Here is a 24,380-nt window from a genome sequence, read left to right as displayed (position 1 = left end):
GGTGGTTCGGTCCAGGAGGGCGGGAGAGCGTCGCGGGCGGTGTCTCAGTCGCGGGTGGTGTCTCAATCACGGGCGGTGTCTCAGAGGATCAGCGCCAGGAGCACCGTGTACAGCGCACACGCCGGGACGAGCAGCGCCCAGCCGGTGCCGAGGAGGTAGGGCAGGCGGTCGGCGCGGGCCAGGCCCATGGCGCCGACCATGTTGGCGTTGGGCAGCGGTCCGTACGTGTCCGCCTTGGAGGCCCACAGCAGGACGATGACCCAGGCGGCGGGGCCGATGCCGAGCTGGGCGCCGAGCGGCCCGAACACCTCGCCGATCAGGATGACCTGGGCGGCCGTGGCGCCGGGCACGCCGACCCAGCCGAGGGCCGCGACCGCGAGGGCGAAGGGCAGGGCCGTCATGTGGGACAGCTGCGGACCGAAGGTGTCGAGGACGACGTCGTACGGCTTGAGCAGGTCGATGAAGCCGAACAGGGCGGCCAGCATCCAGAACAGCGCCAGCATCGGCAGCATGCGGCGCGCCCCGGCCAGCAGGGCCCGGCCCGCGCGCCGTGGCGCAAGCCCTGCCGCCGCCACCGTCACCAGCGCCATGAGGGGCAGCGCGACGAGCGGGAAGGCGGTACCGGCCTTGGTGGCGGTGGCGTAGAGGACCGTGGCGGCGAGGGTCAGGGCGAAGGCCCATGTCGCCCGCCGGGCACGGGCCGTGGGGCGGGCGTCCGCGCTCGCGTCCTGCTCCGTGATCTCGTCGCGGCGGTAGAAGTCGTCGCGGGCCGCGCTGCGGCGCTGCACCCATGGCACGACCACCGCCGCGAGCGCGAGGGAGAGCAGCGCCAAGGGGCCCGCGCCCACCGTGACATACGTCGGGTAGTCGGCGTCCGCGGTGTTCATGATGGCGATGTTCGAGCCGGCGAACGGGGCGAGGGCGAGGCCCGCACACCCGCCGAGGAACATCGTCGCGGCCGTGGCGGACCGGGTGAACCCGGCGCTCGCGGCGATGGGGACGAGCAGCGGCGCGGCGATCGCGAGGGCTCCGGCGAGCGTGCCGAGCGCGGCGACCAGCACCAGGCAGGAGAGCATCATGCCGTACATGAGGACGGTGGTGCCGCGGCCTTCGGCGATCCGCATGATGCCGCGCACAAGGGCGTCGGCGACGCCCGTGACCCGCAGCACCTCACCGACCGCGGAACCGAACACGATGATCACGCCGATGACGGTGACCGGATCGGTCACCGACGTGGCGAGGACGTGGCCCGCGTCGCCGGGCGTCGGCAGTGCGACGAGGACCGAGGCGACCAGCGCGAGAGCGGTGACGAGGACGAGATCGGTGCCCGTGAGGGCGAGCACGGCGTACAGCGCGATCGGCAACAGGCCCCAGACGGTCGGGCCTTGGGTGAGCAGTCCCACGGCGAGGCTGCCCGCGAGCGCGATGCCCGCGGCCACCGAGGTGACGAGGCGGCGGCGCGGGCCCGGGCGTGCGGGGGCGTCGGTGGGGGTGGGGGCGCCGTTGGCGGCGGACACGGGCATGGGAGTCCTCGGAACGCGGGTGTCGGCGTGGCGGTACGGAAGGGACGCTGCCGGCGGCAGGGAGACGTGCGGTACGGAAGGCAGTGGCACGACCCTCCGATGCCTGCGGGGCCCGCGTCTTCATGGCCCCGCACAAAACCGCGCCGCTCGGTTGTCCTCCCGGCCAAACACCGGCCCAAATCGGGTCAACGACCCTGCGCCGTGCGGCCGTCGCGGGGGTCCGGGCCCGCGTCGGCCAGGCGGACCGCCAGCGTGACGACGAGCCGGGTGTCGGGGTCGTCGAGGTCGATCCCGAAGCGCTCGCGCGCCCTCCGCAGCCGGTAGCGCAGGGTGTTGGGGTGCAGCACGAGGCGCTGTGCGGCGCGGGGGACGTCGCCGCCCGCGTCGAGATAGGCGGCAAGCGAGCGGAACAGCTCTCCTCCGGCGGCGAGGTCGGCGGTGAGCAGGTCGCGGACGGGCCCGCCGTGCCGCCGCCACACGGGCCGCAGGGCGTCGAGCACGCGGAGCACCGTCACGGTCTGCGCCACGTCGCCGTGCCCGGCGTACCGCGCGGGCGGGGCAGCGGTCCCCGGGGTTCGGGCCGCGCGCTCCCGCACGGCGCGCACCACCAGCCGGGCCTGCTCCCAGGAGTCCGCGGCGTTCAGGGGTGTCGGGGCGACGTGTCCGGCGCCGATCCAGACGGCGGGCGCGCCCGGCAGGGCGGTGGCCAGCGAGTCGAGTTCACGGGCGAGAGCGGGCGCCGCGCGCTCGTCGCCGTCGGGCAGCGGCAGCAGCACGGTGATCCGGTCGCTCTCCCGCAGCACCCGCACGTCGAGCCGGTGGGCCGTCGCCTGCAACCACAGGGCCTGCAGGCTGCGTTCGGTGGCGTCCCCCGTCGGGTGGTCCCGCTCCGCGACGACCACGGCGCAGGGTGTGTCGGGTGCGACGCCGAGCGACCACAGGTGCGAGCCCGCGTCCCCCTCGCCGCACAGCAGGCCGCGCAGCGCGTGCTCCTCGCGCCGCCGGTTGACGGCGGTCCGCAGGCGGTGCTGCAGCAGGTGGGGCACGGCGACGTCGGCGGCGCGCCGCAGCGCCTCCTCGGCGTCCGGCGAGAAGCTGCTGCCGTCGGCCGCCGCCCAGATGGAGCCGAGCATCTCGCCGCCGTTGCGGATGGCGACGACGAGCCGCTCGGGATCGTCGCCGTCGGCGGGGCGGTGGATGACGTCCCGCGAGGTCCACAGGGCGCGCAGCAGTCCGCTGCGCCGCAGGTGCGCGACACGGCGGTCGGGCACCTTTCCGGCGAGGATCGTCGAGGTGCGCTCCGGGTCGGCGGCGGAGCTGGTCGCGGAGTGCGCGAGGAGCCGGAACTGGGTGTCCTCGATGGTGATGGAGGCGTCGCAGTAGCGGGCGACCTCTTGCGCCAGCACGGCGAGACCTCCACCGGCGATGTCCCCCGCGAGCCGTTCGCCGGTGCCCGCGGACACGAACGCAGAGGCGGAGCGGAGAAGTTCGACCGTGTCGGCCCAGTCCGCCCAGACGGCCCGCTCCAGCAGGGCGACGCCGCTCTCCCGCGCGGCCGCGAGCGCGTCGTCGGGCGGCGGTTGCGCGCCGCGTCCCCTGACGACGACCGCGACGGCGCCCCGCCGGGCCGCCTGTCGCACGGCGCACGCCGTCGCCCCGGGTTCCGTGCCCGCCCCGGCCGCGAGCACCACGTGCCCGTCGTGGGGGCGCGCCTCGCCCTCGTCCCCGATGACCACACCGCGTACGACGACGTCCTGCCCCGCGGGGGCGAGCACCAGTCGCAGGATGCCGTCCTCGTCGTAGGCGAGGAGCCGGCGCAGGGTGACGTCCCCCGGCGTGGAGCCTGTGATCATGCGGCCAGCATACGAACGGGAGACAGGCGCCCGTCATGTCGTCGTGAGGTGGTGCTCAGAAAGCCTGGCGCCTTCAAGGCGCGCCTGTTAGCTTCCCCTCCGTCAATCATACATTCAGTCACGCTATGTATGAATGGAGGAATCATGCGGGGAAAGACGGCCGTGGTGCTCGGTGGCAGCGTCGCGGGGCTGTGCGCCGCGGGAGTGCTCGCGCACCACTTCGACAAGGTGATCGTCCTGGAGCGGGACCAACTGCCGCCGGACGCCGAGCATCGCCGCGGCGTACCGCAGAGCAAGCACCCGCACTTCCTGCTCAACTCCGGGCGCCGCGCGATCGGTGAGATCTTCCCCGGCTTCGAGGAGGCCCTGATCGCCGCCGGCGGGATGCTCCTGATGCCGTCGCTGGACGCGGCGTACTGCGAGAACGACGGCTGGGCCGCGCGCAAGTCCAGTTCGATGACGATGGTCTACAGCTCCCGCGTGCTCATCGAGCGGGTCCTGCGCGACAAGGTCCGCGAGCTGCCGGCCATCGAGATCCGCGAGGGCGTGACCGTCACCGGGCTCCGTACCAGCGGGGGCGGCACCACGGCCGGGCGCGTCGAGGGAGTCGACTTCCGCGCGGGCGACGAACCGGGCGGGCTGGCCGCCGATCTGGTGGTCGACGCTCTGGGGCGTGGCTCCTCCGTGGCGGACTGGCTGAGCGGTGCGGGATGGCCGGCGGCCGAGGAGAAGACCCTCGACGCCAAGGTCACCTACACCTCCCGGTGGTACGACCTGCCGCCCACCGACCGGCGTCCCGCCTCGTGGTGGTGGAAGCACCTGGTCGTCACCCCGACCCAGGACACCGGCGACCACCCCGAGGAGCACGAGTTCCTCAGCAACTTCTTCCCGATCGAGGGCGATCGGGCCATCGTGTGCATGGGGGCGTGGGGTCTTCGGATGCCGCGCGAGGTCGACACCTTCGAGGCCGCGGCCGACCGCGTACGGGCGAAGTCCTTCGGGCAGGCGATGCACGACTGCACCCCCACGTCCGAGGTGCACCTCACCCGCTCGACCGGCAACAAGTGGCGCCGCTTCGACCTGCTGGACCGGCCGCCCCTCGGGCTCGTGAGCGTCGGTGACTCGATCTGCGCGTTCAACCCGTTCTACGCCCAGGGAATGAGCTCGGCGGCGCGCTCCGCGCTCATCCTCGCCGAGCTGCTGCGCGCCCACGACACCCTCGACACCGCCTTCTTCCGCGCGTTCCTCGCCCGGCAGAAGAAGTCCCTCGACGTGCCCTGGATGCTCGCGATGGCCCGTGACCAGGCCTACGACTTCGCGACCGGGAGCGAGGTCGTCCCCGCCTGGCGCCGCAGGATCGCCGCGCGCCTGAGCTGGCCGGTCTTCAACGCCATCACCGCCACGAGCCGTGAGGACGACTACGTGGAGCGGACGTTCACCCAGGTCTTCAACCTCGACAAGTCGCTCCGGGAGATGGCCACCGACCCGCGCTTCTGGCTCCGCATCGCGCGCCACAAGGTGCGCGAGCTGTTCGGCCGCACGGTCGTGCCCCACGGGTTCGACGACCAACAGGACCCGCCCGGAACCGACTTCACCGGTGTCACCAGGCGCGACGGCCGCATCCACCAGGACCGCTCCCCCGCCGCCGAGACCGACCTCGTCAACGACTGAGACGACCGAGACGACTGACACGACCCACCCGAGGAGCAGGAGCGTAGACGAATGGGCCATTCATGCGACTCAGCGGCCGAGCGCCTCGCGGAAGGACTCGGCTTCTCCTGCCACGACGCGGCTCCCGTCGTCGACTTCCGCAACCCGTTCGGTCTGGAGAGCGGCACCATGCCGTTCCTCGAACTGCTCGTCGTCGGGGGCGCGGTGTTCGCCTTCGTCCATGCGTGGCGGAGGTGGCGCCGCGACGGCGACCCGGTCAACATCTCGCTGTGGTTCGCCTCGGTCGTCTACCTGGCGGTGATCGAGCCGCCGCTCTACTTCCCGAGCTGGTTCGGCCTCCAGGAGCACGTCGGGTTCATCTTCTCCCACAACGTGTTCACGGTGCAGTTCATGTACGACCGGCTGCCGCTCTACATCGTGGCGTTCTATCCGGCGCTGTCGCAGCTCGCCTACGAACTGGTCCGCGTCCTCGGCGTGTTCGCGCGGCGCGGGCCGCTGGCCGGTTCACTGGTCGTCGCGTTCGTCTGCCAGGTGTTCTACGAGATCTTCGATCAGCTCGGGCCGCAGCTGAAGTGGTGGGCCTGGAACCCCGGCAACCAGATGATCAACGAGCCGGCGCTCGCCTCTGTCCCGATGAACAGCATGTTCCTGTTCGCCTCGGTGTCCTTCGGCGCGATGACCTGGCTCGTCGTACGACTGGTCGGCGCGCGGGACGGCCGGGGCACCCTCACCGGCCGACAGATCACCCTGCGCACCGTCGCCGCCGGTGTCCTGACACCACTGGCGATGGGGATCGCCGGTGTGCCCAGCAACCTCTTCCGGGGCGGGGACCAGCTCGGGATCCAGCGGGCCGTCCTCGGCGTCGAGATCGCGCTGGTCTGGATCGTCGGCCTCTACGTGCTCGCGGACACCTGGCGCGCGCGACGGACGGATCCGGCCCCGGCCCCGGTCACGTCGCCGTCGTTCGCACGGATCTACCCGGTGGCGTACCTCGGCGTCCATGTCGTGCTCTGGCTGGTCGCGTTGCCGGCCTACGTCGACGCGACCGGCGGCGTCACCGGGCAGGGCACACCGGTCGGCAGCCTCTGGTACGCCGTCCTGTGCGCGGTCGCCGCGACCGGTCTTGTCGTGGCCGCCGTCCGCGCGACCGCGCCCGAACGGGCCGTGGAGCCTGTGCGATCCTGAGGCCATGGGGCACCACGGCTGGGGAGGCCGACCTCCCGCATCGGACGCGGAGGCACGGCAGCGGATCATCGACGCGACCGCCCGCTGCGTCGACCGGCACGGCGTCACGAAGACGACCCTGTCCGACGTCGCGGGAGAGCTCGGCGTCACCCGGCAGACCGTGTATCGCCACTTCGGGCGGCTCAGCGACATCATCGCCGAGGTGGCGGCCCAGGGCGCCGAGTCGTTCGTCGACCTGATGATCGCGCATTTGCAGGGCATCACCGACCCGGCCGAAGCCGTGGTGGAGGGCATGGTCTTCTGCGTACGGACCATCCCCACCGAGCCACGCCTGAGTCTCCTGCTGCAACTCGGCGACACCACCGCCTTCGGCCGCGGCGCCACCACGAGTGACACCATCGTCTACGGCGCCAAGATGCTGCAGCGCTTCCCCGTCGACTGGGCCGCCGCGGGCATCGGCGAGGAGGACCTCGACGGCCTCGCCGAAATGATCATGCGGCTCCTGACATCGCTGCTCCAGCACCCCGGGGAGACCCCGCAGGACGAGGCCCGGCTGCGCGCCCTCCTCAACCGCTGGCTGGCCCCCGCGCTGTCCCGGCCGTCGGCGCCCACACACCCGCGCTCCTGAGGCACGGGCCCCGGCCGCCTTGTGGCGAAACGGCATGCCTGGTAGCACCATTGGCTGACTCACTTGCTTTCACGAGGCATTAACGAGGGGGAAGTCATGTCCCGAGCGTCCGCGGCACAGACCTGGCTCACGGAGAACCTGCCCGAGCGGATCGCCACGCACAAGGTGCCCGGCGCGCAGGTCGCCGTGCTGGTGGACGGCGAGGTGGTGGACGCGGCCGCCGGTGTGGTGAACAGAGCCACGGGGGTGCCCGTCACCACGGACGCGGTGTTCCAGATCGGGTCGATCACCAAGGTCTGGACGGCGACCCTGGTCCAGCAACTGGCGAACGAGGGGCTGCTCGACCTGGACCGCCCGGTGCGGGCGTACCTCCCGGAGTTCGCCGTGGCCGACGAGCACGCCACCGCGACCGTCACGGTCCGCCAACTGCTCTGCCACACCTCGGGGATCGAGGGCGACCGGTTCACCGACACGGGCGCGAACGACGACGCGGTCGAGCGCTATCTGCCCACGCTGGCCGACGCCGAGCAGCTGTACCCGCCGGGCGAGCAGTTCTCGTACTGCAACAGCGGGTACGTGGTGCTCGGCCGGCTCGTCGAGGTGCTGCGCGGGCAGTCCTTCAACGCGGCGCTGCGTGAACACCTGGTGACGCCGCTCGGCCTGGGCCACGTGGCGACCCACGTCGGCGAGGCAATCCTGGAACTGCCGGCCATCGGCCACCTCGGCCCCGACCCGCAACCGGCACCGGTCTACGGACTGCCGGTCTCCACCGCCCCGGCGGGCGCAGCACTGGCGATGCCGGCGCGCAGCCTGCTCGGCTTCGCCCAACTGCACCTGCGTGAGCGGGCGTTCGACGTGATGCGCGAGACGCAGGTGAGCACGCCGCCGCTGGGCGGGCTCGGTGACCGCTGGGGGCTCGGCTGGATGCTGTTCGACCAGCCCGAGCACACCATGATCGGCCACGACGGCGGCACCATCGGGCAGTACGCGTTCCTGCGGGTCGTGCCCGAGGCGGGTGTCGCGGTCGCCGTGCTCACCAACGGCGGGGACGCCGCGGCCCTCTTCCAGGACATCGGCGGCCACCTTCTCGGCGAACTCGCGGGCGCCCGCCTCCCCGCCCTCCCCCGCGTCCCCGAGGAACCGGCCCCGGTCGACGCGCACCGCGCCACCGGCAGGTACCGCTCCACGATCCTCGACTTCGACCTCACCGTCCACGACGACGGCACCACATCGCTGACCACCACGCCGCGCACCGACGAGGCCAGGGTGCTGCTCGGCTACGACAGCACCACCCAGCAGTTGGTGGGTCTCGGCCCGGACCGGCTGATCTCCGTCGAGGAACGCGCGGGGCGGCACGAGGTGTTCGTCCTCGTCGGCAAGGACGCGGAGGGCCGGGCGCAGTACCTGCACAACAGCCGGGCGGCGGCGCGCCTCACGGACTGACCGGCCCCTGACCCGTACGGTCACCCGATCGTGATCGCCCCCGTCGCCAGCGCGAACACGATGTACGCGAGCGACACCGGAATCCCCCAGCGCAGGCCGATCTTCTGGAAGTCGCCGAGGTCGGCCCTGACCAGGCCGAGGAGGACCCAGAGCGGGGCCGACGTGGGGCCCATGCTGTGCAGGATCTGGCCGATGGCGCCGGCGCGGGCGATCTCGTTGGCGTGGATGCCGTAGTGGCTCGCGGACTCGGCCAGGACCGGGACCACGCCGAACCAGTACGCGTCGTTCGACATGAAGAAGCCGAGCGGCAGGGCGAGTACGGCCGTGAAGAGGGGGACGATGCTGCCCCAGCCGTCGGGGACCAGGGACAGCGCCGCGTTGGCCATCGCCTTGATCATTCCGGCGTCGGTCATGATGCCGGTGAAGATGCCTGCGGCGAGGACGAGCATGACGACGGGGACGGCGTTCGCGGCCTGCCGCTTGATGAGTTCCTGCTGGGCCTCGATCGTGCGCAGGTTGAGGAGCAGCGCGATGACGAAGGCGACCATGAACAGCACGACGAGGTCGGCGACTTCGAGGATGAGCAGGACCATCAGGAGGACCGTGAGGGCCGCGTTCGCCCACATGCGCCAGGTGACTTCCACGGTGGGGACGGCCTCGCCGGACGCGACCTCCAGCTTGTAGGCGTCTCGCTTCTCGGGGTCGAGCTTGCGGCGCTCGCGCAGGCCGAGCCAGTAGCCGACGGCGATGATGGCAAGGCTGGTCAGCGCCATCGGGCCGATCATGTGGACGAAGTAGTCGCTCGCGTCGAGGTGCAGGGCGCTGATGCCGCGGGTCGCGGCGCCGCCCCAGGGTGTGGTGCCGGAGATCGTGCCGAGCGCCATGGTGGCGATGGCGGCGAGGATCAGCGGGTTCATGCCGAGGCGGCGGTAGATCGGCAGGAACGTGGAGCACACGATCATGTAGCTCGTGGTGCCGTCGCCGTCGAGGGCGACCAGCAGGGAGAGCACCGCGGTGCCGACCACGATGCGCATCGGGTCGCCCTTGGAGGCGCGGATGATGAACGCCGATATCGGGTCGAAGAGCTTGGCCTCCATCATCAGGCCGAAGTAGAGGACAGCGAAGAGGAGAAGGACCGCGGTGGGCGCGACGGTCTCCAGGCCGCCCATGATCATGTCGCCGATCCTGGTGCCCTTGCCGACGACCACGGCGGCGATGATCGGCGTGAGCATGATGGCGGTGAACGCGGAGAGGTATTTGCGCATCACGAGCAGCATGAAGCTGCCCAGTGTGGCGAAGCCGAGTACGGCGAGCATCGTTGCTCCTTGGGGCAGGGCGCGGGTCGCGGCGGGCGGCGGCTGAGGCGCGCACCTCGGCGCCTGTGCGGTCGGGCGCCCGGTGTCGCGGGCACGGCTGAGCGCAGCGCTGACGGCCGGGTGTACGGGAGGACGAACCTGTGGGGGCGGCTCAGGTCTCGTGGGGCACACCCAGGTGCGGCTAACCGGTTTACCGGTTAGCCGGTAGGTAACTAGACTCCGGGCTGATCGTCAATACCGAAGCGAGGGAATCCATGGCCGAACTCTCCAGAATCACGGTCGAGCCGCGCGAGCCGCTGGCCGCCGAGGTGTCCCGGCGGCTGATCGACTACCTGATGTCCGGGGAGGTCCAGCCGGGCGACCGCATCCCCTCGGAGCGGCAGCTCACCGAGATGCTCGGAGTGAACCGGCCGACCGTGCGCGAGGCCATCAAGTCGCTCGGCTTCCTGGGCCTGCTGGAGATCCGCCAGTCCAGCGGGACGTACTTCCGTGGCACCGACTCCGATGTCCTGTACCGGCTCTTCGAGCTCGGTCTGGTCCTCGGCGAGCGCGGCGCGAAGGACATGATGCAGGCGCGCGCCGAGCTGGAGGTCGTCGTCGCGGGACTCGCCGCCGCGGCCCGCGACGAGGCCGGGGTGGCACTGCTGCGCGCCCGGCTCGCCGTCATGCGCGAGTGCCCGGACGACGAGTTCGCCGAGGCGGACACCGCCTTCCACGCCGCGCTCGCGGACCTCGCAGACAACAGCGTGCTGCGCGACATGCTCAAGGGCATGCGGGCGATGATCCAGCGCGGCTGGGTGGAGCGGACCGGGGCCGTGCGGACCCGGAAGATCGCGTACGACGACCACGTACCGATCTTCGAAGCGGTCGAGAAGGGCGACCCCGAGGCCGCCAGGGACGCCATGAGCCGGCACATGAGGGGAGCCTCGCGGCGCCTGCACGAAGCCTTGGAGCAGAACACCGCCGACTGACCGGGCGGGTCGCCCGCCCGGTCGCGTCGGCGGTCACCCAGGGGTGCCCCGCAACGCCGGGGAGGGCCCCGCACACATCCAACCGGTTTACCGGTTGACCGGATAACCGTTGCTGCTTACAGTGACGCAGCGACACCGCACCAAGCGGTGCCGCGAACCGGAAGAGGGGAAGCCCGGTGCATGACCGCCCACCGCTGATCGCCTTGATCCACGCCGTTCCCGCTGCCGCGCGCATCGCGCAGGACAGCTTCGCCAGGGAGTTCCCGGAGGCCCGTCTGTGGAACCTCCTCGACGACCGGCTCCTCGACGACGCACGTGCCGTCGGCGGACTCGACGACGCGCTGCGCCGCCGCATGCTGCGCCTGATCGGCCTCGCCGCGGACGGCGGCGCCGACGGCGTGCTGCTCACCTGCTCCTCGTACGGCGATGTCGTCGACACCGCCCGCGCGTTGTGGCGGATCCCCGTCCTGAAGTCGGACGAGTCGATGTTCCGCGCGGCGCTCGACGGGCCGCACGACCGACTCGTCGTCGCCGCCTCGACCGCGCCCGCCGTACCCGCGGCGATGACCCAGGTCGAAGCCCTGACGGCGCAGTTGCGGCCCGGCCGCCCGGTGCGGGTCGACGCCGCGCTGAGCGAGGCTGCCGCGGACGCGGACACTCCTCAGGAGATCGCCCGTCACCTCGCCGACGCCGTGCGCGCGACGGGATCCGACGACGTCCAGGCCGTGCTCCTCGCCCAGTACTCCCTGGCCCCGGCCGGACCCGCACTGTCCGAACTCCTCGGCCTGCCCGTCCTGGACGGGGCGGGGGCCGCCGCCCTGGAGCTGCGGTCCGCGCTGCTCGCCCCGTCGTCCGCCGTCCCGGAGGCCACGCGATGACCGGGCCGCCGACCGGGGCGGGTCTCCCCTGGCCGTTGGCCTACACCGTCTCTTCGGACGACTGCCGTACGTCGATGTCCCTCGGCTTCGACGCACCGCTCGCCGAGGCGGCCCGCGAACTGGCGGAGATCGGCTACGACGCCGTGGAGGTGCAGGTCCGGGACGTGTCGGCCCGTGACGCGGAGCGGTTGACGGCCGCGCTGGCGTCCTCCGGCCTGCGTGTCGCGGCCCTCGGCACCGGTCCGGTCGCGGCGCAGGACGGCCTGACCCTCGCCGATCCGGCGCCCGACGTGCGTCGGCACGCGCTCGACCGGCTGCTCGGCGCCGCCCGGCTGGCCGCCGTGCTCGGTGTGCCGGTCACGCTGGGCCAGACCCGGGGCACGTACCTGCCCGGCCTTGCGGACCTGCAGCGCGGCTGGGCCGAACAGGCCGTGCGCCGCCTCGCCGCCGAGGCCGACACCCTCGGGAGCCGGCTGCTGATCGAACCGCAGAAGCAGGCGAAGACCTCCCTGTGGAACACCCCCGCGGACGCCCTCGCGTTCACCGCCGCGCTCGATGTGCCGACCGGACTCGTCCTGGACACACACCACTTGGAGCAGGAAGGACTCGACCCGGTCGCCGCCGTCGCCGCGCACGGCCGGGACAGCGGTTGCCTTCAGCTCGCCTCCGCCACTGGCCGCGGCCCGCTGGAGACCGGCGACCGGCGTCTGCCCGCGCTGCTGCGCGCGCTGCGCGACGGCGGCTTCACCGGGTGGCTGTCCATGGAGCACACCCGGGAAGGCGACAGTGCCCGTGCCGCGGCCCGTTCGTGGGCAGCGGTGCACGACGCCGCCCGGCTCACCCTCGTAGCACCCACGTAGCGCCCGAGCAGCACCCCAGTAGTGCCTCGTAGCAGATCGACTCCCCCGCACCACACGACCGGAGAGGAACCGGACATGAGCAACACCCCCAGCCACACCTACCGCCTGGGCGTCCTGGAGGGCGACGGCATCGGTCCCGAGATCGTCCCGTCCTCCGTCGAGATCGCCGACGCCGCCGCCCGCGTCACCGGCACCTCCGTCGACTGGGTCACCCTTCCCCTGGGCGCCTCCGCCATCGAGACGCACAGTGCCACCGTCCCGGACGAGACGAAGACCGCGCTCGCCGAGCTCGACGGCTGGTACCTCGGCCCGCACGACTCGGTCGCCTACCCGGAGCCCTACACGTCGCAGCTCAACCCGTCGGGCACGCTGCGCAAGCACTTCCAGCTGTTCGCCAACATCCGGCCCGCCAAGTCGTTCCCCGGCGCCAAGGCCGTCTGCGACAACGCCGACCTCGTCATCGTCCGCGAGAACACCGAGGGCTTCTATGCCGACCGGAACACCTTCGCGGGCACGGGTGAGTTCATGCCCACGGCCGATACGGCGATCATGATGGGCATCATCACCCGCGAGGCCACCGAGCGCGTCGCCCGCGTCGCCTTCGAGCTGGCCCGCTCGCGCCGCAAGAAGCTCACGATCGTGCACAAGGCGAACGTCCTGAAGCTGACGACGGGGCTGTTCAGGACCGTGTGCCAGGAGGTGGCCGAGGAGTACCCGGACGTCGCCGTCGACGACTTCCACATCGACGCCATGACCGTCCATCTGGTGCGCCGCGCCCAGGACTTCGACGTCATCGTGACCGAGAACATGTTCGGCGACATCCTCTCCGACCTCGCCGGTGAGATCTCCGGTTCGCTCGGCACCGCCCCCTCCATCAACGCCTCCGCCGACCGTGCCATGGCCCAGGCCTCGCACGGCTCGGCCCCCGACATCGCCGGGCAGAACCTCGCCAACCCGGTCGCCATGATCCTCTCCGGCGCCATGCTCTTCGAGTGGCTGGCCGCGCGTCACGAGGACCCGGCACTGGCCAGGCTCGCGCAGATCATCGAGGCGGGTGTCGCGCAGGCCATCGCCGAGGGCACCTCCACCCGCGACCTCGGTGGCTCGGCGTCCACCACCGAGTTCACCGCGGCCGTCGTCAAGGCCATCGAGGCCGGTGCCGGGCAGAGCTGACTCGACGATCTCGGTGGGGCGGCGCCCCGAAGTGCCCTGACCGGTGTCCGCCCCGCCGTTCCCCCTCCCCCGCACGTTCCTGGAGAGCCCGACATGACCCTGCGCATCGGCTGCATCGCCGACGACTTCACCGGTGGCACCGACGTCGCCGCGGCGTTCCGCCGGGCCGGTCTGCGCACCGCGCTCGTCTTCGGTGTCCCCGGCTCCGAGACCGAACTGCCCGGTGACTGCCACGCCGCCGTCGTCGCCCTCAAGTCCCGTTCCACACCTGCCGAAGAGGCGGTCGCCGACTCGCTCGCCACCCAGAAGTGGCTGTGGTCGCAGGGCGCCGCCCAGGTCTACTTCAAGTACTGCTCCACCTTCGACTCGACCCCGGCGGGCAACATCGGCCCGGTCACCGACGCCCTCCTGGACGCGGCCGGCGCCCCGCTCACACTCGCCTGCCCGGCCTCGCCGCCCAACGGCCGCACGGTGTACCAGGGCCACCTCTTCGTGCACGACCAGCCGCTCGACGAGTCGCCCCTGCGCCACCACCCGCTCAACCCGATGACGGACTCCTCGCTGCCGCGGCTGCTCTCGGCGCAGACCGGCCACCGGGTGGGGCTGGTGGACTGGGGCACGGTCCGGCGAGGTGTCGACGCCGTACGTGACGCACTCCTCCGGTACGAGCGGGAGGGTGTGCGGCACGTGATCGCCGACGCCCTCACCGACGAGGATCTCGCGGTGCTCGGTGCCGCCGCGCTCGAACTGCCCGTGGTCACCGGGGCGGCAGGCCTCGCCGAGGGCCTCGGTCACGCCTACCCCTCCTCCGGGCGCGCCCCGGCGAGCACCCCGCTGCCGAGCGGGCGCGCGGCCGTCCTGGCCGGCAGCTGCTCGGCCCGCACCCTGGAGCAGATCGCCCACTTCTACGCAGCCGGGCTCCCGGCGCTCCACCTCGACGTGCTCGCCGCGGCGGCCGGGCGCGACGTCGCGGGCGAGGCCCTGGACTGGTACGAGGCACAGGACCCGGACGTCCCGGTGCTCGTGTACGCGTCGGCTTCGCCCGATGAACTCGCCGCCGTGCAGGCTCAGTTGGGTGTGGCGATGGCCGCCGCACAGGTCGAGGACCTGCTCGGGACGCTCGCCGCCGAACTCGTACGACGCGGGGTGCGCAGGCTGCTCGTCGCGGGCGGCGAGACCTCGGGCGCGGTCACCACGGCGCTGGGAATCCGGGCGGTCCTGGTGGGCGAGGAGGCCGACCCCGGGGTGCCGTGGACGTACACGGACGACCTCGCGCTGATGCTCAAGTCCGGCAACTTCGGCGCCCCCGACCTGTTCGTCCGCGCCCTGGAGGACACTGCCCGATGAACGCGTACGCCGACGAGGGTACGGCCCGCGCCGAGCTCATACGCACCGCGCGCTCGCTGTTCACGCGGGGCCTCACCCACGGCTCCACCGGCAACCTCTCCGTCCGCCTCACCGACGGCAGCCTGCTGCTCACCCCGACCGGATCCAGCCTGGGCACGGTCACCGAGGACGAACTGTCGCGCACCGACGTGCTGGCGCGCCACCTCGACGGGCCGCGCCCCACCAAGGAGGCGTTCCTGCACGCCGCGTTCTACCGCGCCAGGCCCGGCGCCCACGCCGTGGTCCATCTGCACTCCACGCACGCGGCGGCCGTCTCCTGCCTCGCCGACCTCGACCCCGGCAACGCCCTTCCGCCGCTGACCGCGTACTACGCGATGCGTGTGGGCAGCCTGCCGCTGCTGCCGTACCACGCACCTGGCGACCCGGCCCTCGAACCGCTCGCGGAGGAGACGGCCCGGAGCCACCACGCCGCACTGCTGGCCAACCACGGTCCGGTGGTGGCGGCGCCGAGCCTGACCCAAGCGGCCGACGCCACGGAGGAGTTGGAGGAGACCGCCAAGCTGCACCTCCTCCTCCAGGGACACCGCACCCGCCCCCTCACGCCCGGACAGGCCGCGGCGCTCGCCCCTTCCCACTGACGGCCGGGCCCGCCCGAGCGACACGCTTCCGCCCCGCCCCTTCGAAGACTTGAGGACCACCCATGCCCGGAACCCACCACCGACCCGTCCCCACCGCCGATCTCGTCGACCGGCACGGCGCGGAACTGCGCGTCTGCGACGTGCAGTTCCGCCAGTTCGGCGGCGTGCACGCCTTCGCGGGCCCGGTGCGTACGGTCTCCTGCCGCGAGGACAACGGTCTCCTGCGCGAGCTGCTGCGCACACCCGGCGAGGGACACGTGCTCGTCGTCGACGGCGGGGCCTCCCTGCGCACCGCGCTGGTCGGCGACCTCATCGCCGGCTCGGCCCGCGAGAACGGCTGGGCGGGACTCGTCCTGCACGGCGCCGTGCGCGACAGCGCGGTCCTGGCCGAACTCGGCCTCGGCATCAAGGCGTTGGGCACCATACCGCGCAAGAGCAGCAAGGACGGGGCGGGCGAGGTGGACGTGCCGGTCACGTTCGGCGGTGTCACCTTCCGGCCCGGCGATGTCCTGCACGCCGACGACGACGGTGTCGTGCTGCTGCCGGACGCCTGAGAACTCTCCAGGGAGAGACAGTGCTTCTCAAGACTTTCGGCTGGTCGTTCGCGATCACCGCGCTCGGCCTCGTCGCGGCCGTCCTCTACGGGGGCTGGAAGGCCTTCGGGATCGTCGCCGTCCTCGCGATCCTCGAAATCTCGCTGTCGTTCGACAACGCTGTGGTCAACGCCGGAATCCTGAAGAAGATGAATGCCTTCTGGCAGAAGATCTTCCTCACGATCGGTGTGCTGATCGCCGTCTTCGGGATGCGGCTCGTGTTCCCCGTCGTGATCGTCGCCATCAGCGCGCGGACGGGTCCGGTCGAGGCGGTCGACCTCGCGTTCAACCAACCAGAGCGCTATCAGCAGTTGGTGACCGACGCGCACCCGTCCATCGCCGCCTTCGGCGGCATGTTCCTGCTCATGATCTTCCTCGACTTCGTCTTCGAGGAGCGTGACATCCAGTGGCTGCGCCGGATCGAGCGTCCGCTGGCCAAGCTCGGCAAGGTCGACATGCTGTCGGTCTGCATCGCCCTGATCGTGCTGCTCATCGCCTCCATGACCGTCGCGGTCAACGCCCACCAGCACGGCGGCGCACACGTCGACAAGCAGGCCACCGTACTCCTCGCCGGTGTCGCGGGGCTCATCACGTACCTCGTGGTCAACGGCCTGTCGGGCTTCTTCGAGAACCGTCTGGAGGAGGCCGGGGAAGCGGAGGAACGCGAGACCGCCGCCGGGTCCGGGCCGGCGGTGCTACTGGCAGGCAAGGTCGCGTTCTTCATGTTCCTCTACCTCGAAGTCCTGGACGCTTCCTTCTCGTTCGACGGTGTCGTCGGTGCCTTCGCTGTCACCAACGACATCGTGATGATGGCGCTGGGTCTCGGCATCGGCGCCATGTACGTCCGTTCGCTCACGGTCCACCTGGTCCGCCAGGGCACCCTCGACGACTACGTGTACCTGGAGCACGGCGCGCACTACGCGATCGGCGCCCTCGCCGCGATCCTCCTGGTCACCATCCAGTACGAGATCAACGAGGTCGTCACCGGCCTGATCGGCGTCGTACTGATCGCCTGGTCCTTCCTGTCCTCGGTCCGGCGCAACCGGCGCATCGCGTCCGCGGAAGACACGGCACTGCCCCGGACGCCGACGACACCGCCTTCTTCGTCGCCCACTCCTGTCACCACTTCAAGTACAACGGAGAACCGCTGATGATCACCTCCACCAATCCGGCCACGGGCGCCGAACTCGCCCGCCTCGCCCCGCAGTCCGCCGACGAGGTCGACGCGATCCTCACCGGCGCCGCCACCGCCCAGGCCGACTGGCGCCGCCGCCCGATCGCCGACCGCACCCCGCTCCTGCGACGCATGGCCGAGGTGCTGCGCGAGAACCGGGAGAGCTACGCGGCCCTGATCACGGCCGAGATGGGCAAGCCGGTCACCGAGGCGCTCGCCGAGATCGACAAGTGCGCGACGACGTGCGACTACTACGCCGAGCACGCCCCGACCCACCTCGCCGACCGGCCCGTGGAGTCGAGCGCGAGCGAAAGCGCCGTCGTGTACGACCCGTTGGGTGTCGTCCTCGCGGTGATGCCGTGGAACTACCCGTTCTGGCAGTTCTTCCGCTTCGCCGCCCCCGCCCTGGCGGCGGGGAACGGCGCCCTGCTCAAGCACGCCAACAACGTGCCCCAGTGCGCCCTCGCCGTCGAGGAGGTCGTCCGCACGGCCGGTGCCCCCGAGGGCCTGTGCCGCACGCTGCTGATCGACGTGGACCAGGTGGCCGGGATCATCGCCGACCGGCGGATCGCCGCCGTCACCCTCACCGGCTCCACGGAGGTCGGCGCGATCGTCGCCGCGCAGGCCGCCGCCGTGCTGAAGAAGCAGGTTCTGGAGCTGGGCGGCTCCGACCCGTTCGTCGTGCTCGCCGACGCCGACGTGCCGGCCGCCGCGGCGACCGCCGTCAGGGCCCGGTACGTCAACGCCGGTCAGTCCTGCGTCAACGCCAAGCGGTTCATCGTCGAGGAGGCCGTCGCCGACGCGTTCGTGGCCCACTTCACCGCCGCCGCGGCCGAGTTGAGGGTGGGCGACCCCACCGACCCGGCCACCGAGATCGGCCCCATGGCCCGCGCGAACCTCCGCGCCACCCTGCACGACCAGGTCGAGCGCAGCGTCGCCGCCGGTGCGGAGCTCAAGCTCGGCGGGACGGTCCCCGAGGGCGCGGGCCACTACTATCCGCCGACCGTCCTCGACCACGTGAAGCCCGGCACCGCCGCCTTCGACGAGGAGACCTTCGGCCCGGTCGCCGCCATCACGCGCGCCGCCGACGCCGCGGAGGCCGTCGAGCTGGCGAACCACACCGAGTACGGCCTCGGCGCCGCTCTGTGGACCTCCGACCTGGACCGGGCGCGCCGCCTCACCCGCGTGCTCGACGCCGGCGCGGTCTTCGTCAACGGCATGGTCGCCTCCGACCCGCGCCTGCCCTTCGGCGGCATCAAGCGCTCCGGCTACGGCCGGGAGCTCGGCGCCGAAGGCATCCGCGAGTTCACCAACACCAAGACTGTCTGGATCGGCCCGGCGTCCTGACACCCCCGCCCCCACCCCTCCTACGCGACACGGAGAAACACCCATGAGCACCACCGAGACCACCAACGACCCCTGCTGCGGCGCCTTCCCGCCCGCCGTCCTGCGCCCGGCCGAACTCCCCGCCTTCAGCCGCGGCGGCGGCGCCCGCACCGTCCCCCTGGTCACCCGGGCGGTCGGCGCCGAGGTCTTCATCACCGGCCAGACCCTCTTCGAGGGCGGCGCCGGCATCCCCCTGCACACCCACAACTGCCCCGAGAGCGTCACGATCCTCGAGGGTGACGCCGTGGTCGAGATCGACGGCGTCGAGCACGAGGTCACCACGTTCGACACGACGTACGTGGCCGCGGACACCCCGCACCGCTTCCGCAACGCCTCGGACACCGAGCCGATGCGCATCCTGTGGATCTACGCCTCCGTCGACGCCACCCGCACCCTCGTGGACACGGGCGTCACGGCGCGCGTGGATGCCGAGCACAACAAGACCGCCCAGCAGTAACGAGAGCGAGGACCGTCCCGTGATCACCGAGATCGCCCAGATCGAGATCAAGCCCGGCGCGGAGGCCGCCTTCGAGCAGGCCTTCGCCGAGGCCACCCCCGGCTTCCTGGCCGCCGACGGCTGCCACGGAGTCGACCTGCACCGCAGCGTCGAACACCCTTCGCGGTACCGCCTCATGGTCCAGTGGGAGACGGTGGAGCACCACACCGTCACCTTCCGGAACTCCGAGGGCTTCGCCCGCTGGCGCGAACTGGCGGGCCCCCACTTCGCGACGCCCCCGCAGGTCGAACACGTCCACTCGGTGCTCACCAGCTGACCGGACATAGGCTCGGCCCATGCGGATTCGCGGCATCGACCCCCGAGACACCACCTGGGAGCAGGACCACGCCCGGTACCGGGTCCACTTCTGGGACCGGTCGGCCAACGCCTCGTACGAGTACGAGATCCTCAACCAGGTGGATGTCGATGCCCTGCTGACGTGGGCCGGGACGCACGCGGCCGAGCACGGATGGACGTACACCGTCTACGTCGTGACGACGGACGGCGAGCAGCAGGGCCTGATCCGGCTCGCCGGTGTCCTCGGGGATCCCTTCGCCCTCTAGCGATTCGTTCACTCGGCCCCCGCCAACGACATCGCACGAGCCGCCCCACCGTCATGACGAACCGCCGAATGACGTATAAAACGTAGCTAAATTCCGTTTTTGCCGTTCTATGTACTCATGCCCCGTTTTCATAGTCGAGTGCTGGATGCGCCCCTGCCCCGGTTCAGTGTGATCGTCCCCGCATATCTGGTCCAGGCGTACCTCCACGCCTGCATCGACTCGGTGCTCGGCCAGTCCTACACCGACCTGGAACTCATCGCCGTGGACGATGCCTCGCCGGACGCCTGCGGCGAGATCCTCGACTCCTACGCGGCGCGTGACCCGCGGGTCACGGTCGTCCACCTCACGGAGAACGTCGGACTCGGCCGGGCCCGCAACGCGGGCCTCGAGCGGGCGAGCGGCGACTACGTCGTCTTCCTGGACAGCGACGACACCCTCACCCCCGGCTCGCTCGCCGCCATCGCCGACCGGGTGAGGGCGACCGGCCGCCCGGACGTCCTGATCTACGACTACGCCCGCGCGCACTGGGACGGCAGCCTCGTCCGCAACCAGCACGCGCAGATGCTGAACGAGTCGGGCCCGCAGCCCTTCGCGCTGGCCGACCGCCCCTCGCTCATGCGTCTGCTGATGGTCGTCTGGAACAAGGCGTACCGTCGCGAGTTCCTCGTCGACAGCGGCCTGACCTTCCATCCCGGCTACTACGAGGACACCGCCTGGACCTATCCGGCGCTGATGGCGGCGGGCTCCGTCGCCACCCTCGACCGGGTCTGCGTCCACTACCGGCAGCGCCGCCAGGGCAACATCCTGTCGACGGTCAGCACCCGGCACTTCGACGTCTTCGACCAGTACGACCGGGTCTTCGCGTTTCTCGGCGAGCACCCCGAACTGGACGCCCAGTGGCGGCGCGTGCTGTTCCGCCGAATGATCGACCACTTCTGTACGATCTTCACCACCCGCGGGCGGCTCCCGCGCGGCAGCCGCGCGGAGTTCCTGCGCCGTGCCCGCGGCCACTACGCCCGCTACCGCACGCCGGGCGGTCCGGTGAAGGCTCCGACCCGGCTGCGGCACGGTCTCGTCCGCCTGGGCGCGCATCGCGCGTATCTCGTCATCACCGGGACGCGAAGAGCCCGAGCGCACGCCGTGCGCCATCTCAGACGCACGGCCCACGTGGCCCGCGGCGCGGCCCTTCAGACCCACTACCGCATCCAGTGCAGGATGCCCGTCAAGGACGATCTCGCGGTCTTCTCCGCCTACTGGAACCGCGGCTACTCCTGCAGCCCCGCGGCGATCGAGTCCACGGTGCGCGAGCTGGTCCCCTCGATCCGTACGGCCTGGATCGCACACCCCGCCTACAGCCACACCGTGCCCGCCGCGATCCGCCGTCTGACCCCCGGCACATTCGGCTACTGGACGGCGCTCGCCCGCGCGAAGTACCTGGTCAACAACGTCAACTTCGACCGCAGGCTGCGCAAGCGCCCCGGCCAGGTCCTGCTGCAGACCCACCACGGCACGCCTCTGAAGAAGATGGGGCTCGACCTCCAGGAACACCCGGCGGCGGGCGGTCGCATGGACTTCACGACGCTCCTGCGGAACGCCGACAAATGGGACTACAGCCTCTCGGCGAACCGGCATTCCACGCTCACCTGGGAACGCGTCTACCCGGCCGGTTACACCACTCTCGAGTACGGCAACCCGCGCAACGACATCTTCGCGACGGCGACCGAGGCCGACCGCAGCCGCAGCCGCGAACTCCTCGGCATCCCCGGCGGCGCGACCGTCCTCCTGTACGCGCCCACCCACCGCGACTACCAGCGCACCCAGACGCCCCGCCTGGACCTCGCCCGGCTGGCACGCCACCTGGGGCCCTCGTACGTCGTCCTGACCCGCACCCACTACCTGGCGACGACGGACGAGAACGCCACGGAACCCCACCCGCGCGTGATCGACGTGTCCGACCACCCCGCCGTCGAGGAACTCTGCCTGGCCTCCGACGCGCTGGTCACCGACTACTCGTCCCTGATGTTCGACTACGCGGCCCTGGACCGTCCGATCGTCCTGTTCACCGACGACCGCACGGCCTACGAGGCCGCCCGTGGCACCTACTTCGACATCCGTGCCTTCCCGCCGGGCCCGGTCGCCCAGACCCAGCGCGAGCTGATCGACATCTTCGCCACAGGCCACTGGACCGGCTCCCGCTCCACCCAGCTGCGCACCGCCTTCCGCGCGCGCTTCTGCCCGCACGACGACGGGCGGGCCACGGAGCGGGTGGTGCGCAGGGTGTTCCTGGGAGAGCCGTCGGAGCCGCCGGCACCGAAGCCCGTGGAGCAGCCCGCGGAGCGGGACCTGCGGCACGAAGCCCCTGCCGACATGCGTTCGGACCGTCCCCTGTCGCAGGAGTCCTGATGCCCGTGCACATAGCCGCGCCGTCGAGCGCTCCCCGCCCACCCGCTCAGTGATGCCACTGACATCCTCATGGGAAGTACACGTGAAACTCTTCAAGGCCCCCGCGAAGCCGCAGCCCGTCAAGCCGACGGAGCCGAAGGAGCCGGCGACCAGCGCGGCCGACACCGAACAGATCCTGCGTGCGCTCCAGCAGCAGACCAAGACGCTGACCGCCGCGCTCACCGGCATCCGCAAGCAGCTCGAGCACCAGCCCTACGTGGTCGCCGAGTTGATGCGCCGCTACAACCACCTCATCGACGGCGACATGCCGATGCCGGTGCTCGGCGCCAACTGGGCGGCGATCGCCCCGACCGTCCTGTTCATCGTCGACGAGGTGATGGGCAGGTCCGCCCGGCGCACCATGCTGGAGTGCGGCTCCGGTGCCTCGACCCTGTGGACGGCGGCAGCGCTCCGCAAGTGCGGCGCGGGGCACGTGACCTCCGTCGAGCACGACCGGGACTTCGCCGAGGTGACCCGGCAGCGGCTCGCGGACCACGGCCTGGAGTCGTGGGCGACGGTCGTCGACGCTCCCCTGGTCGACGTCGAGGTGCCGGGCCTCGGCACCCAGCCGTGGTACGACCTGTCCGGTCTCGGTGACGTCGCCGACGTCGACCTGCTCTTCATCGACGGGCCGCCGCGCCCGACGGCGCCGCTCGCCCGCTACCCCGCGATGCCGCAGCTGCTGCCGCGCATGGCCAAGGGCGGCCTCGTCGTCCTCGACGACACCAACCGCAAGGCCGAGCGGGACATCACCAAGATGTGGGCCGCCGAGGGTGCCTTCGACCGGCGCGTCACCTTCGTCAAGGACGTCGCCCGTTCCACGGTCCTCCAACTCGATTAGAACAGGACAGCAATGCGCATCTCGGTGATCGGCTGTGGCCACCTCGGAGCCCCTCACGCCGCCGCCATGGCGGAGCTCGGGCACGACGTGATCGGCCTCGAACTCGACCCGGCCACCCGCCGGGTCCTCCAGAGCGGGCGCGGCCCCTTCTTCGAGAAGGGGCTCGACGACCTGCTGGAGAAGTACGTGCCCACCGGCCGCCTCCGGTTCACCGGCGACCTCATGGAGGCCGCCGAGTTCGCCGACCTCCACTTCATCGCGGTCGGCACCCCGCTGAGCGAGGACGGTCGGAGCTACGACATGGAGCAGGTGTTCGGCGCGGTCGGCGCGCTGGCCCCGCTGCTCACCCGCCCCTGCACCATCGTCGGCAAGTCCACCGTGACGGTCGGCACCGTGGCGCGTCTTCAGGAGATCATCGCGGAGCGCGCCGTGGACGGCGTCGACCTGGTGTGGAACCCGGAGTTCCTGCGCGAGGGGCACGCGGTCGAGGACACGCTCTACCCCGACCGCATCGTCGCCGGGGTGTCCGGCGACGAGGCCCGACAGGCGATCGAGGCGGTGTACGCGCCGATCCTGGACCGCGGGGACGTGGACCTGATCGTGACCGAACCGGAGACGGCCGAGGTCATCAAGTCGGCGGCCAACTCCTTCCTGGCGACGAAGATTTCCTTCATCAACGCGATGGCCGAGGTGTGCGAGCTGGCCGGAGCGGACGTCAAGACCGTCGCCCACGGCATCGGTGTCGACCACCGGATCGGGCACGCCGGGATGCGGCCCGGCATCGGTTACGGCGGCGGCTGCCTGCCGAAGGACCTGCGGGCCTTCACCCACCGGCTCGACGAGATCGGCGCCACGAACGCGGTCGCGCTCCTCCAGGCCGTGGAGGGTGTCAACCGCGGCCGTGTGGATGCCGCGGTCGACCTCGTGGCGGATGCCGCCGGGGGCCGCGGTCTGGCCGGGCTGCGCGTCGCGTTCCTCGGCGCCGCCTTCAAGGCGGGCACCAGCGACGTCCGCAACTCCCCTGCCCTCGAACTGGCCCGCCGCCTGGCCGGGGCCGGTGCCCACCCGGTCGTCCACGATCCGGAGGCGATGGAGACGGCCCGGCGGCTGCACCCCGAGCACACCTACGCCGACACCCTCGCCGAAGCCCTCGACGGGGCCGACGTCACCGTCCTGGCGACCGAGTGGCCGCACTTCAGCGAGGACGCCGAACTCCCGGCCTCGGCCGCCCGCACCGTGGCCGCGCGCCGGCTGGTGGACGTCCGCACCTGCGTCGACCCGCTCGACTGGACCGCGGAAGGCTGGACGGTGTGGCAGCTCGGGCGTCCGGTGCGGCGTCCTCAGCCCTGAAGCCGGTCCCACGGGCGCCGCAGCCCACCGTTCAGGACCCCGAGAACAG

22 protein-coding genes are annotated in these 24,380 nt (G+C 71.6%); 19 read left to right on the top strand and 3 right to left on the bottom strand.

Annotated features, from left to right (window positions below; translation table 11 throughout):
* Positions 1 to 80 precede the first annotated feature (80 nt).
* Both ACY34M_RS35095 and ACY34M_RS35090 read right to left on the bottom strand, forming a co-directional pair.
* On the bottom strand, positions 81 to 1,523 hold the full coding sequence (locus ACY34M_RS35095; protein ID WP_462716751.1) for a Na+/H+ antiporter NhaC family protein: 1,443 nt from the start codon (positions 1,521 to 1,523) through the stop codon (positions 81 to 83).
* Between the two features lie 185 nt (positions 1,524 to 1,708).
* On the bottom strand, positions 1,709 to 3,376 hold the full coding sequence (locus tag ACY34M_RS35090) for a PucR family transcriptional regulator (protein WP_462716750.1): 1,668 nt from the start codon (positions 3,374 to 3,376) through the stop codon (positions 1,709 to 1,711).
* Between the two features lie 144 nt (positions 3,377 to 3,520).
* Here ACY34M_RS35090 and ACY34M_RS35085 point away from each other — a divergent pair, with 144 nt between their 5' ends.
* The 4 genes from ACY34M_RS35085 to ACY34M_RS35070 all read left to right on the top strand — a co-directional run bounded on the left by ACY34M_RS35085 (position 3,521) and on the right by ACY34M_RS35070 (position 8,303).
* Positions 3,521 to 5,047 (top strand): FAD-dependent oxidoreductase, encoded by a 1,527-nt coding sequence (locus ACY34M_RS35085; protein ID WP_462716749.1) that lies wholly within the window; start codon positions 3,521 to 3,523, stop codon positions 5,045 to 5,047.
* Between the two features lie 51 nt (positions 5,048 to 5,098).
* Positions 5,099 to 6,232 (top strand): hypothetical protein, encoded by a 1,134-nt coding sequence (locus ACY34M_RS35080; protein WP_462716748.1) that lies wholly within the window; start codon positions 5,099 to 5,101, stop codon positions 6,230 to 6,232.
* Positions 6,233 to 6,236: 4 nt separating this feature from the next.
* Positions 6,237 to 6,860, top strand: coding sequence for a TetR/AcrR family transcriptional regulator (locus tag ACY34M_RS35075; protein ID WP_462716747.1), 624 nt, complete (start codon positions 6,237 to 6,239; stop codon positions 6,858 to 6,860).
* 96 nt (positions 6,861 to 6,956) lie between these two features.
* Positions 6,957 to 8,303: a serine hydrolase domain-containing protein gene (locus ACY34M_RS35070; RefSeq protein ID WP_462716746.1), complete on the top strand. Its 1,347-nt coding sequence runs from the start codon at positions 6,957 to 6,959 to the stop codon at positions 8,301 to 8,303.
* A gap of 20 nt (positions 8,304 to 8,323) precedes the next feature.
* Here ACY34M_RS35070 and ACY34M_RS35065 read toward each other — a convergent pair whose 3' ends face one another.
* Complete coding sequence (locus ACY34M_RS35065; protein WP_462716745.1) at positions 8,324 to 9,619, bottom strand: CitMHS family transporter; 1,296 nt, start codon at positions 9,617 to 9,619, stop codon at positions 8,324 to 8,326.
* Positions 9,620 to 9,873: 254 nt separating this feature from the next.
* Between ACY34M_RS35065 and ACY34M_RS35060 the strand changes: the two genes are divergently transcribed.
* From ACY34M_RS35060 to ACY34M_RS34990, 15 genes are all read left to right on the top strand, one after another.
* On the top strand, positions 9,874 to 10,590 hold the full coding sequence (locus ACY34M_RS35060; protein WP_462716744.1) for a FadR/GntR family transcriptional regulator: 717 nt from the start codon (positions 9,874 to 9,876) through the stop codon (positions 10,588 to 10,590).
* A gap of 176 nt (positions 10,591 to 10,766) precedes the next feature.
* Complete coding sequence (locus ACY34M_RS35055; protein WP_462716743.1) at positions 10,767 to 11,468, top strand: aspartate/glutamate racemase family protein; 702 nt, start codon at positions 10,767 to 10,769, stop codon at positions 11,466 to 11,468.
* A complete protein-coding gene (locus tag ACY34M_RS35050; RefSeq protein ID WP_462716742.1) occupies positions 11,465 to 12,328 on the top strand; it encodes a sugar phosphate isomerase/epimerase family protein in 864 nt (287 codons plus the stop codon). The genes ACY34M_RS35055 and ACY34M_RS35050 overlap by 4 nt, the downstream gene beginning before the upstream one ends.
* 75 nt (positions 12,329 to 12,403) lie before the next feature.
* Positions 12,404 to 13,501: an isocitrate/isopropylmalate dehydrogenase family protein gene (locus tag ACY34M_RS35045; RefSeq protein WP_462716741.1), complete on the top strand. Its 1,098-nt coding sequence runs from the start codon at positions 12,404 to 12,406 to the stop codon at positions 13,499 to 13,501.
* 93 nt (positions 13,502 to 13,594) lie between these two features.
* On the top strand, positions 13,595 to 14,848 hold the full coding sequence (gene otnK / locus ACY34M_RS35040) for a 3-oxo-tetronate kinase (RefSeq protein ID WP_462716740.1): 1,254 nt from the start codon (positions 13,595 to 13,597) through the stop codon (positions 14,846 to 14,848).
* Complete coding sequence (gene otnC, locus ACY34M_RS35035) at positions 14,845 to 15,486, top strand: 3-oxo-tetronate 4-phosphate decarboxylase (RefSeq protein WP_462716739.1); 642 nt, start codon at positions 14,845 to 14,847, stop codon at positions 15,484 to 15,486. The genes otnK and otnC overlap by 4 nt, the downstream gene beginning before the upstream one ends.
* Before the next feature lie 62 nt (positions 15,487 to 15,548).
* The gene (rraA, locus tag ACY34M_RS35030) at positions 15,549 to 16,040 is read left to right on the top strand and encodes a ribonuclease E activity regulator RraA (RefSeq protein ID WP_462716738.1); all 492 of its coding nucleotides are present in this window, start codon (positions 15,549 to 15,551) and stop codon (positions 16,038 to 16,040) included.
* A gap of 20 nt (positions 16,041 to 16,060) precedes the next feature.
* A complete protein-coding gene (locus ACY34M_RS35025) occupies positions 16,061 to 17,230 on the top strand; it encodes a DUF475 domain-containing protein (RefSeq protein WP_462716737.1) in 1,170 nt (389 codons plus the stop codon).
* Entirely contained in the window at positions 17,230 to 18,600 is a 1,371-nt protein-coding gene (locus ACY34M_RS35020; protein ID WP_462716736.1) for an NAD-dependent succinate-semialdehyde dehydrogenase, read from the top strand. The genes ACY34M_RS35025 and ACY34M_RS35020 overlap by 1 nt, the downstream gene beginning before the upstream one ends.
* A 43-nt stretch (positions 18,601 to 18,643) precedes the next feature.
* On the top strand, positions 18,644 to 19,096 hold the full coding sequence (locus ACY34M_RS35015) for a cupin domain-containing protein (protein WP_462716735.1): 453 nt from the start codon (positions 18,644 to 18,646) through the stop codon (positions 19,094 to 19,096).
* 19 nt (positions 19,097 to 19,115) lie between these two features.
* Entirely contained in the window at positions 19,116 to 19,412 is a 297-nt protein-coding gene (locus tag ACY34M_RS35010) for an antibiotic biosynthesis monooxygenase family protein (RefSeq protein WP_462716734.1), read from the top strand.
* Between the two features lie 19 nt (positions 19,413 to 19,431).
* Entirely contained in the window at positions 19,432 to 19,698 is a 267-nt protein-coding gene (locus tag ACY34M_RS35005) for a hypothetical protein (protein ID WP_462716733.1), read from the top strand.
* 153 nt (positions 19,699 to 19,851) lie between these two features.
* Positions 19,852 to 22,101: a bifunctional glycosyltransferase/CDP-glycerol:glycerophosphate glycerophosphotransferase gene (locus ACY34M_RS35000; RefSeq protein ID WP_462717196.1), complete on the top strand. Its 2,250-nt coding sequence runs from the start codon at positions 19,852 to 19,854 to the stop codon at positions 22,099 to 22,101.
* Positions 22,102 to 22,183: 82 nt separating this feature from the next.
* On the top strand, positions 22,184 to 22,981 hold the full coding sequence (locus ACY34M_RS34995) for a class I SAM-dependent methyltransferase (protein WP_462716732.1): 798 nt from the start codon (positions 22,184 to 22,186) through the stop codon (positions 22,979 to 22,981).
* Between the two features lie 12 nt (positions 22,982 to 22,993).
* The gene (locus tag ACY34M_RS34990; RefSeq protein WP_462716731.1) at positions 22,994 to 24,331 is read left to right on the top strand and encodes a UDP-glucose dehydrogenase family protein; all 1,338 of its coding nucleotides are present in this window, start codon (positions 22,994 to 22,996) and stop codon (positions 24,329 to 24,331) included.
* Positions 24,332 to 24,380: the final 49 nt, after the last annotated feature.

This window comes from Streptomyces sp. EDA2-14, from assembly GCF_054963755.1.
The sequence above is the reverse complement of the archived record's forward strand: the minus strand, read 5'-3'. Positions and strand labels throughout refer to the sequence as shown.

Bases quoted from the DNA above. Each gene is read 5' to 3' on its own strand.
- otnC (WP_462716739.1), top strand. From the start codon at position 14,845: ATGAACGCGTACGCCGACGAGGGTACGGCCCGCGCCGAGCTCATACGC.
- otnK (WP_462716740.1), top strand. From the start codon at position 13,595: ATGACCCTGCGCATCGGCTGCATCGCCGACGACTTCACCGGTGGCACC.
- ACY34M_RS35085 (WP_462716749.1), top strand. From the start codon at position 3,521: ATGCGGGGAAAGACGGCCGTGGTGCTCGGTGGCAGCGTCGCGGGGCTG.
- ACY34M_RS35075 (WP_462716747.1), top strand. From the start codon at position 6,237: ATGGGGCACCACGGCTGGGGAGGCCGACCTCCCGCATCGGACGCGGAG.
- ACY34M_RS35095 (WP_462716751.1), bottom strand. From the start codon at position 1,523: ATGCCCGTGTCCGCCGCCAACGGCGCCCCCACCCCCACCGACGCCCCC.
- ACY34M_RS35090 (WP_462716750.1), bottom strand. From the start codon at position 3,376: ATGATCACAGGCTCCACGCCGGGGGACGTCACCCTGCGCCGGCTCCTC.
- ACY34M_RS35065 (WP_462716745.1), bottom strand. From the start codon at position 9,619: ATGCTCGCCGTACTCGGCTTCGCCACACTGGGCAGCTTCATGCTGCTC.
- ACY34M_RS35015 (WP_462716735.1), top strand. From the start codon at position 18,644: ATGAGCACCACCGAGACCACCAACGACCCCTGCTGCGGCGCCTTCCCG.
- ACY34M_RS35045 (WP_462716741.1), top strand. From the start codon at position 12,404: ATGAGCAACACCCCCAGCCACACCTACCGCCTGGGCGTCCTGGAGGGC.
- ACY34M_RS34990 (WP_462716731.1), top strand. From the start codon at position 22,994: ATGCGCATCTCGGTGATCGGCTGTGGCCACCTCGGAGCCCCTCACGCC.
- rraA (WP_462716738.1), top strand. From the start codon at position 15,549: ATGCCCGGAACCCACCACCGACCCGTCCCCACCGCCGATCTCGTCGAC.
- ACY34M_RS35060 (WP_462716744.1), top strand. From the start codon at position 9,874: ATGGCCGAACTCTCCAGAATCACGGTCGAGCCGCGCGAGCCGCTGGCC.
- ACY34M_RS35050 (WP_462716742.1), top strand. From the start codon at position 11,465: ATGACCGGGCCGCCGACCGGGGCGGGTCTCCCCTGGCCGTTGGCCTAC.
- ACY34M_RS35020 (WP_462716736.1), top strand. From the start codon at position 17,230: ATGATCACCTCCACCAATCCGGCCACGGGCGCCGAACTCGCCCGCCTC.
- ACY34M_RS35080 (WP_462716748.1), top strand. From the start codon at position 5,099: ATGGGCCATTCATGCGACTCAGCGGCCGAGCGCCTCGCGGAAGGACTC.
- ACY34M_RS35005 (WP_462716733.1), top strand. From the start codon at position 19,432: ATGCGGATTCGCGGCATCGACCCCCGAGACACCACCTGGGAGCAGGAC.
- ACY34M_RS35070 (WP_462716746.1), top strand. From the start codon at position 6,957: ATGTCCCGAGCGTCCGCGGCACAGACCTGGCTCACGGAGAACCTGCCC.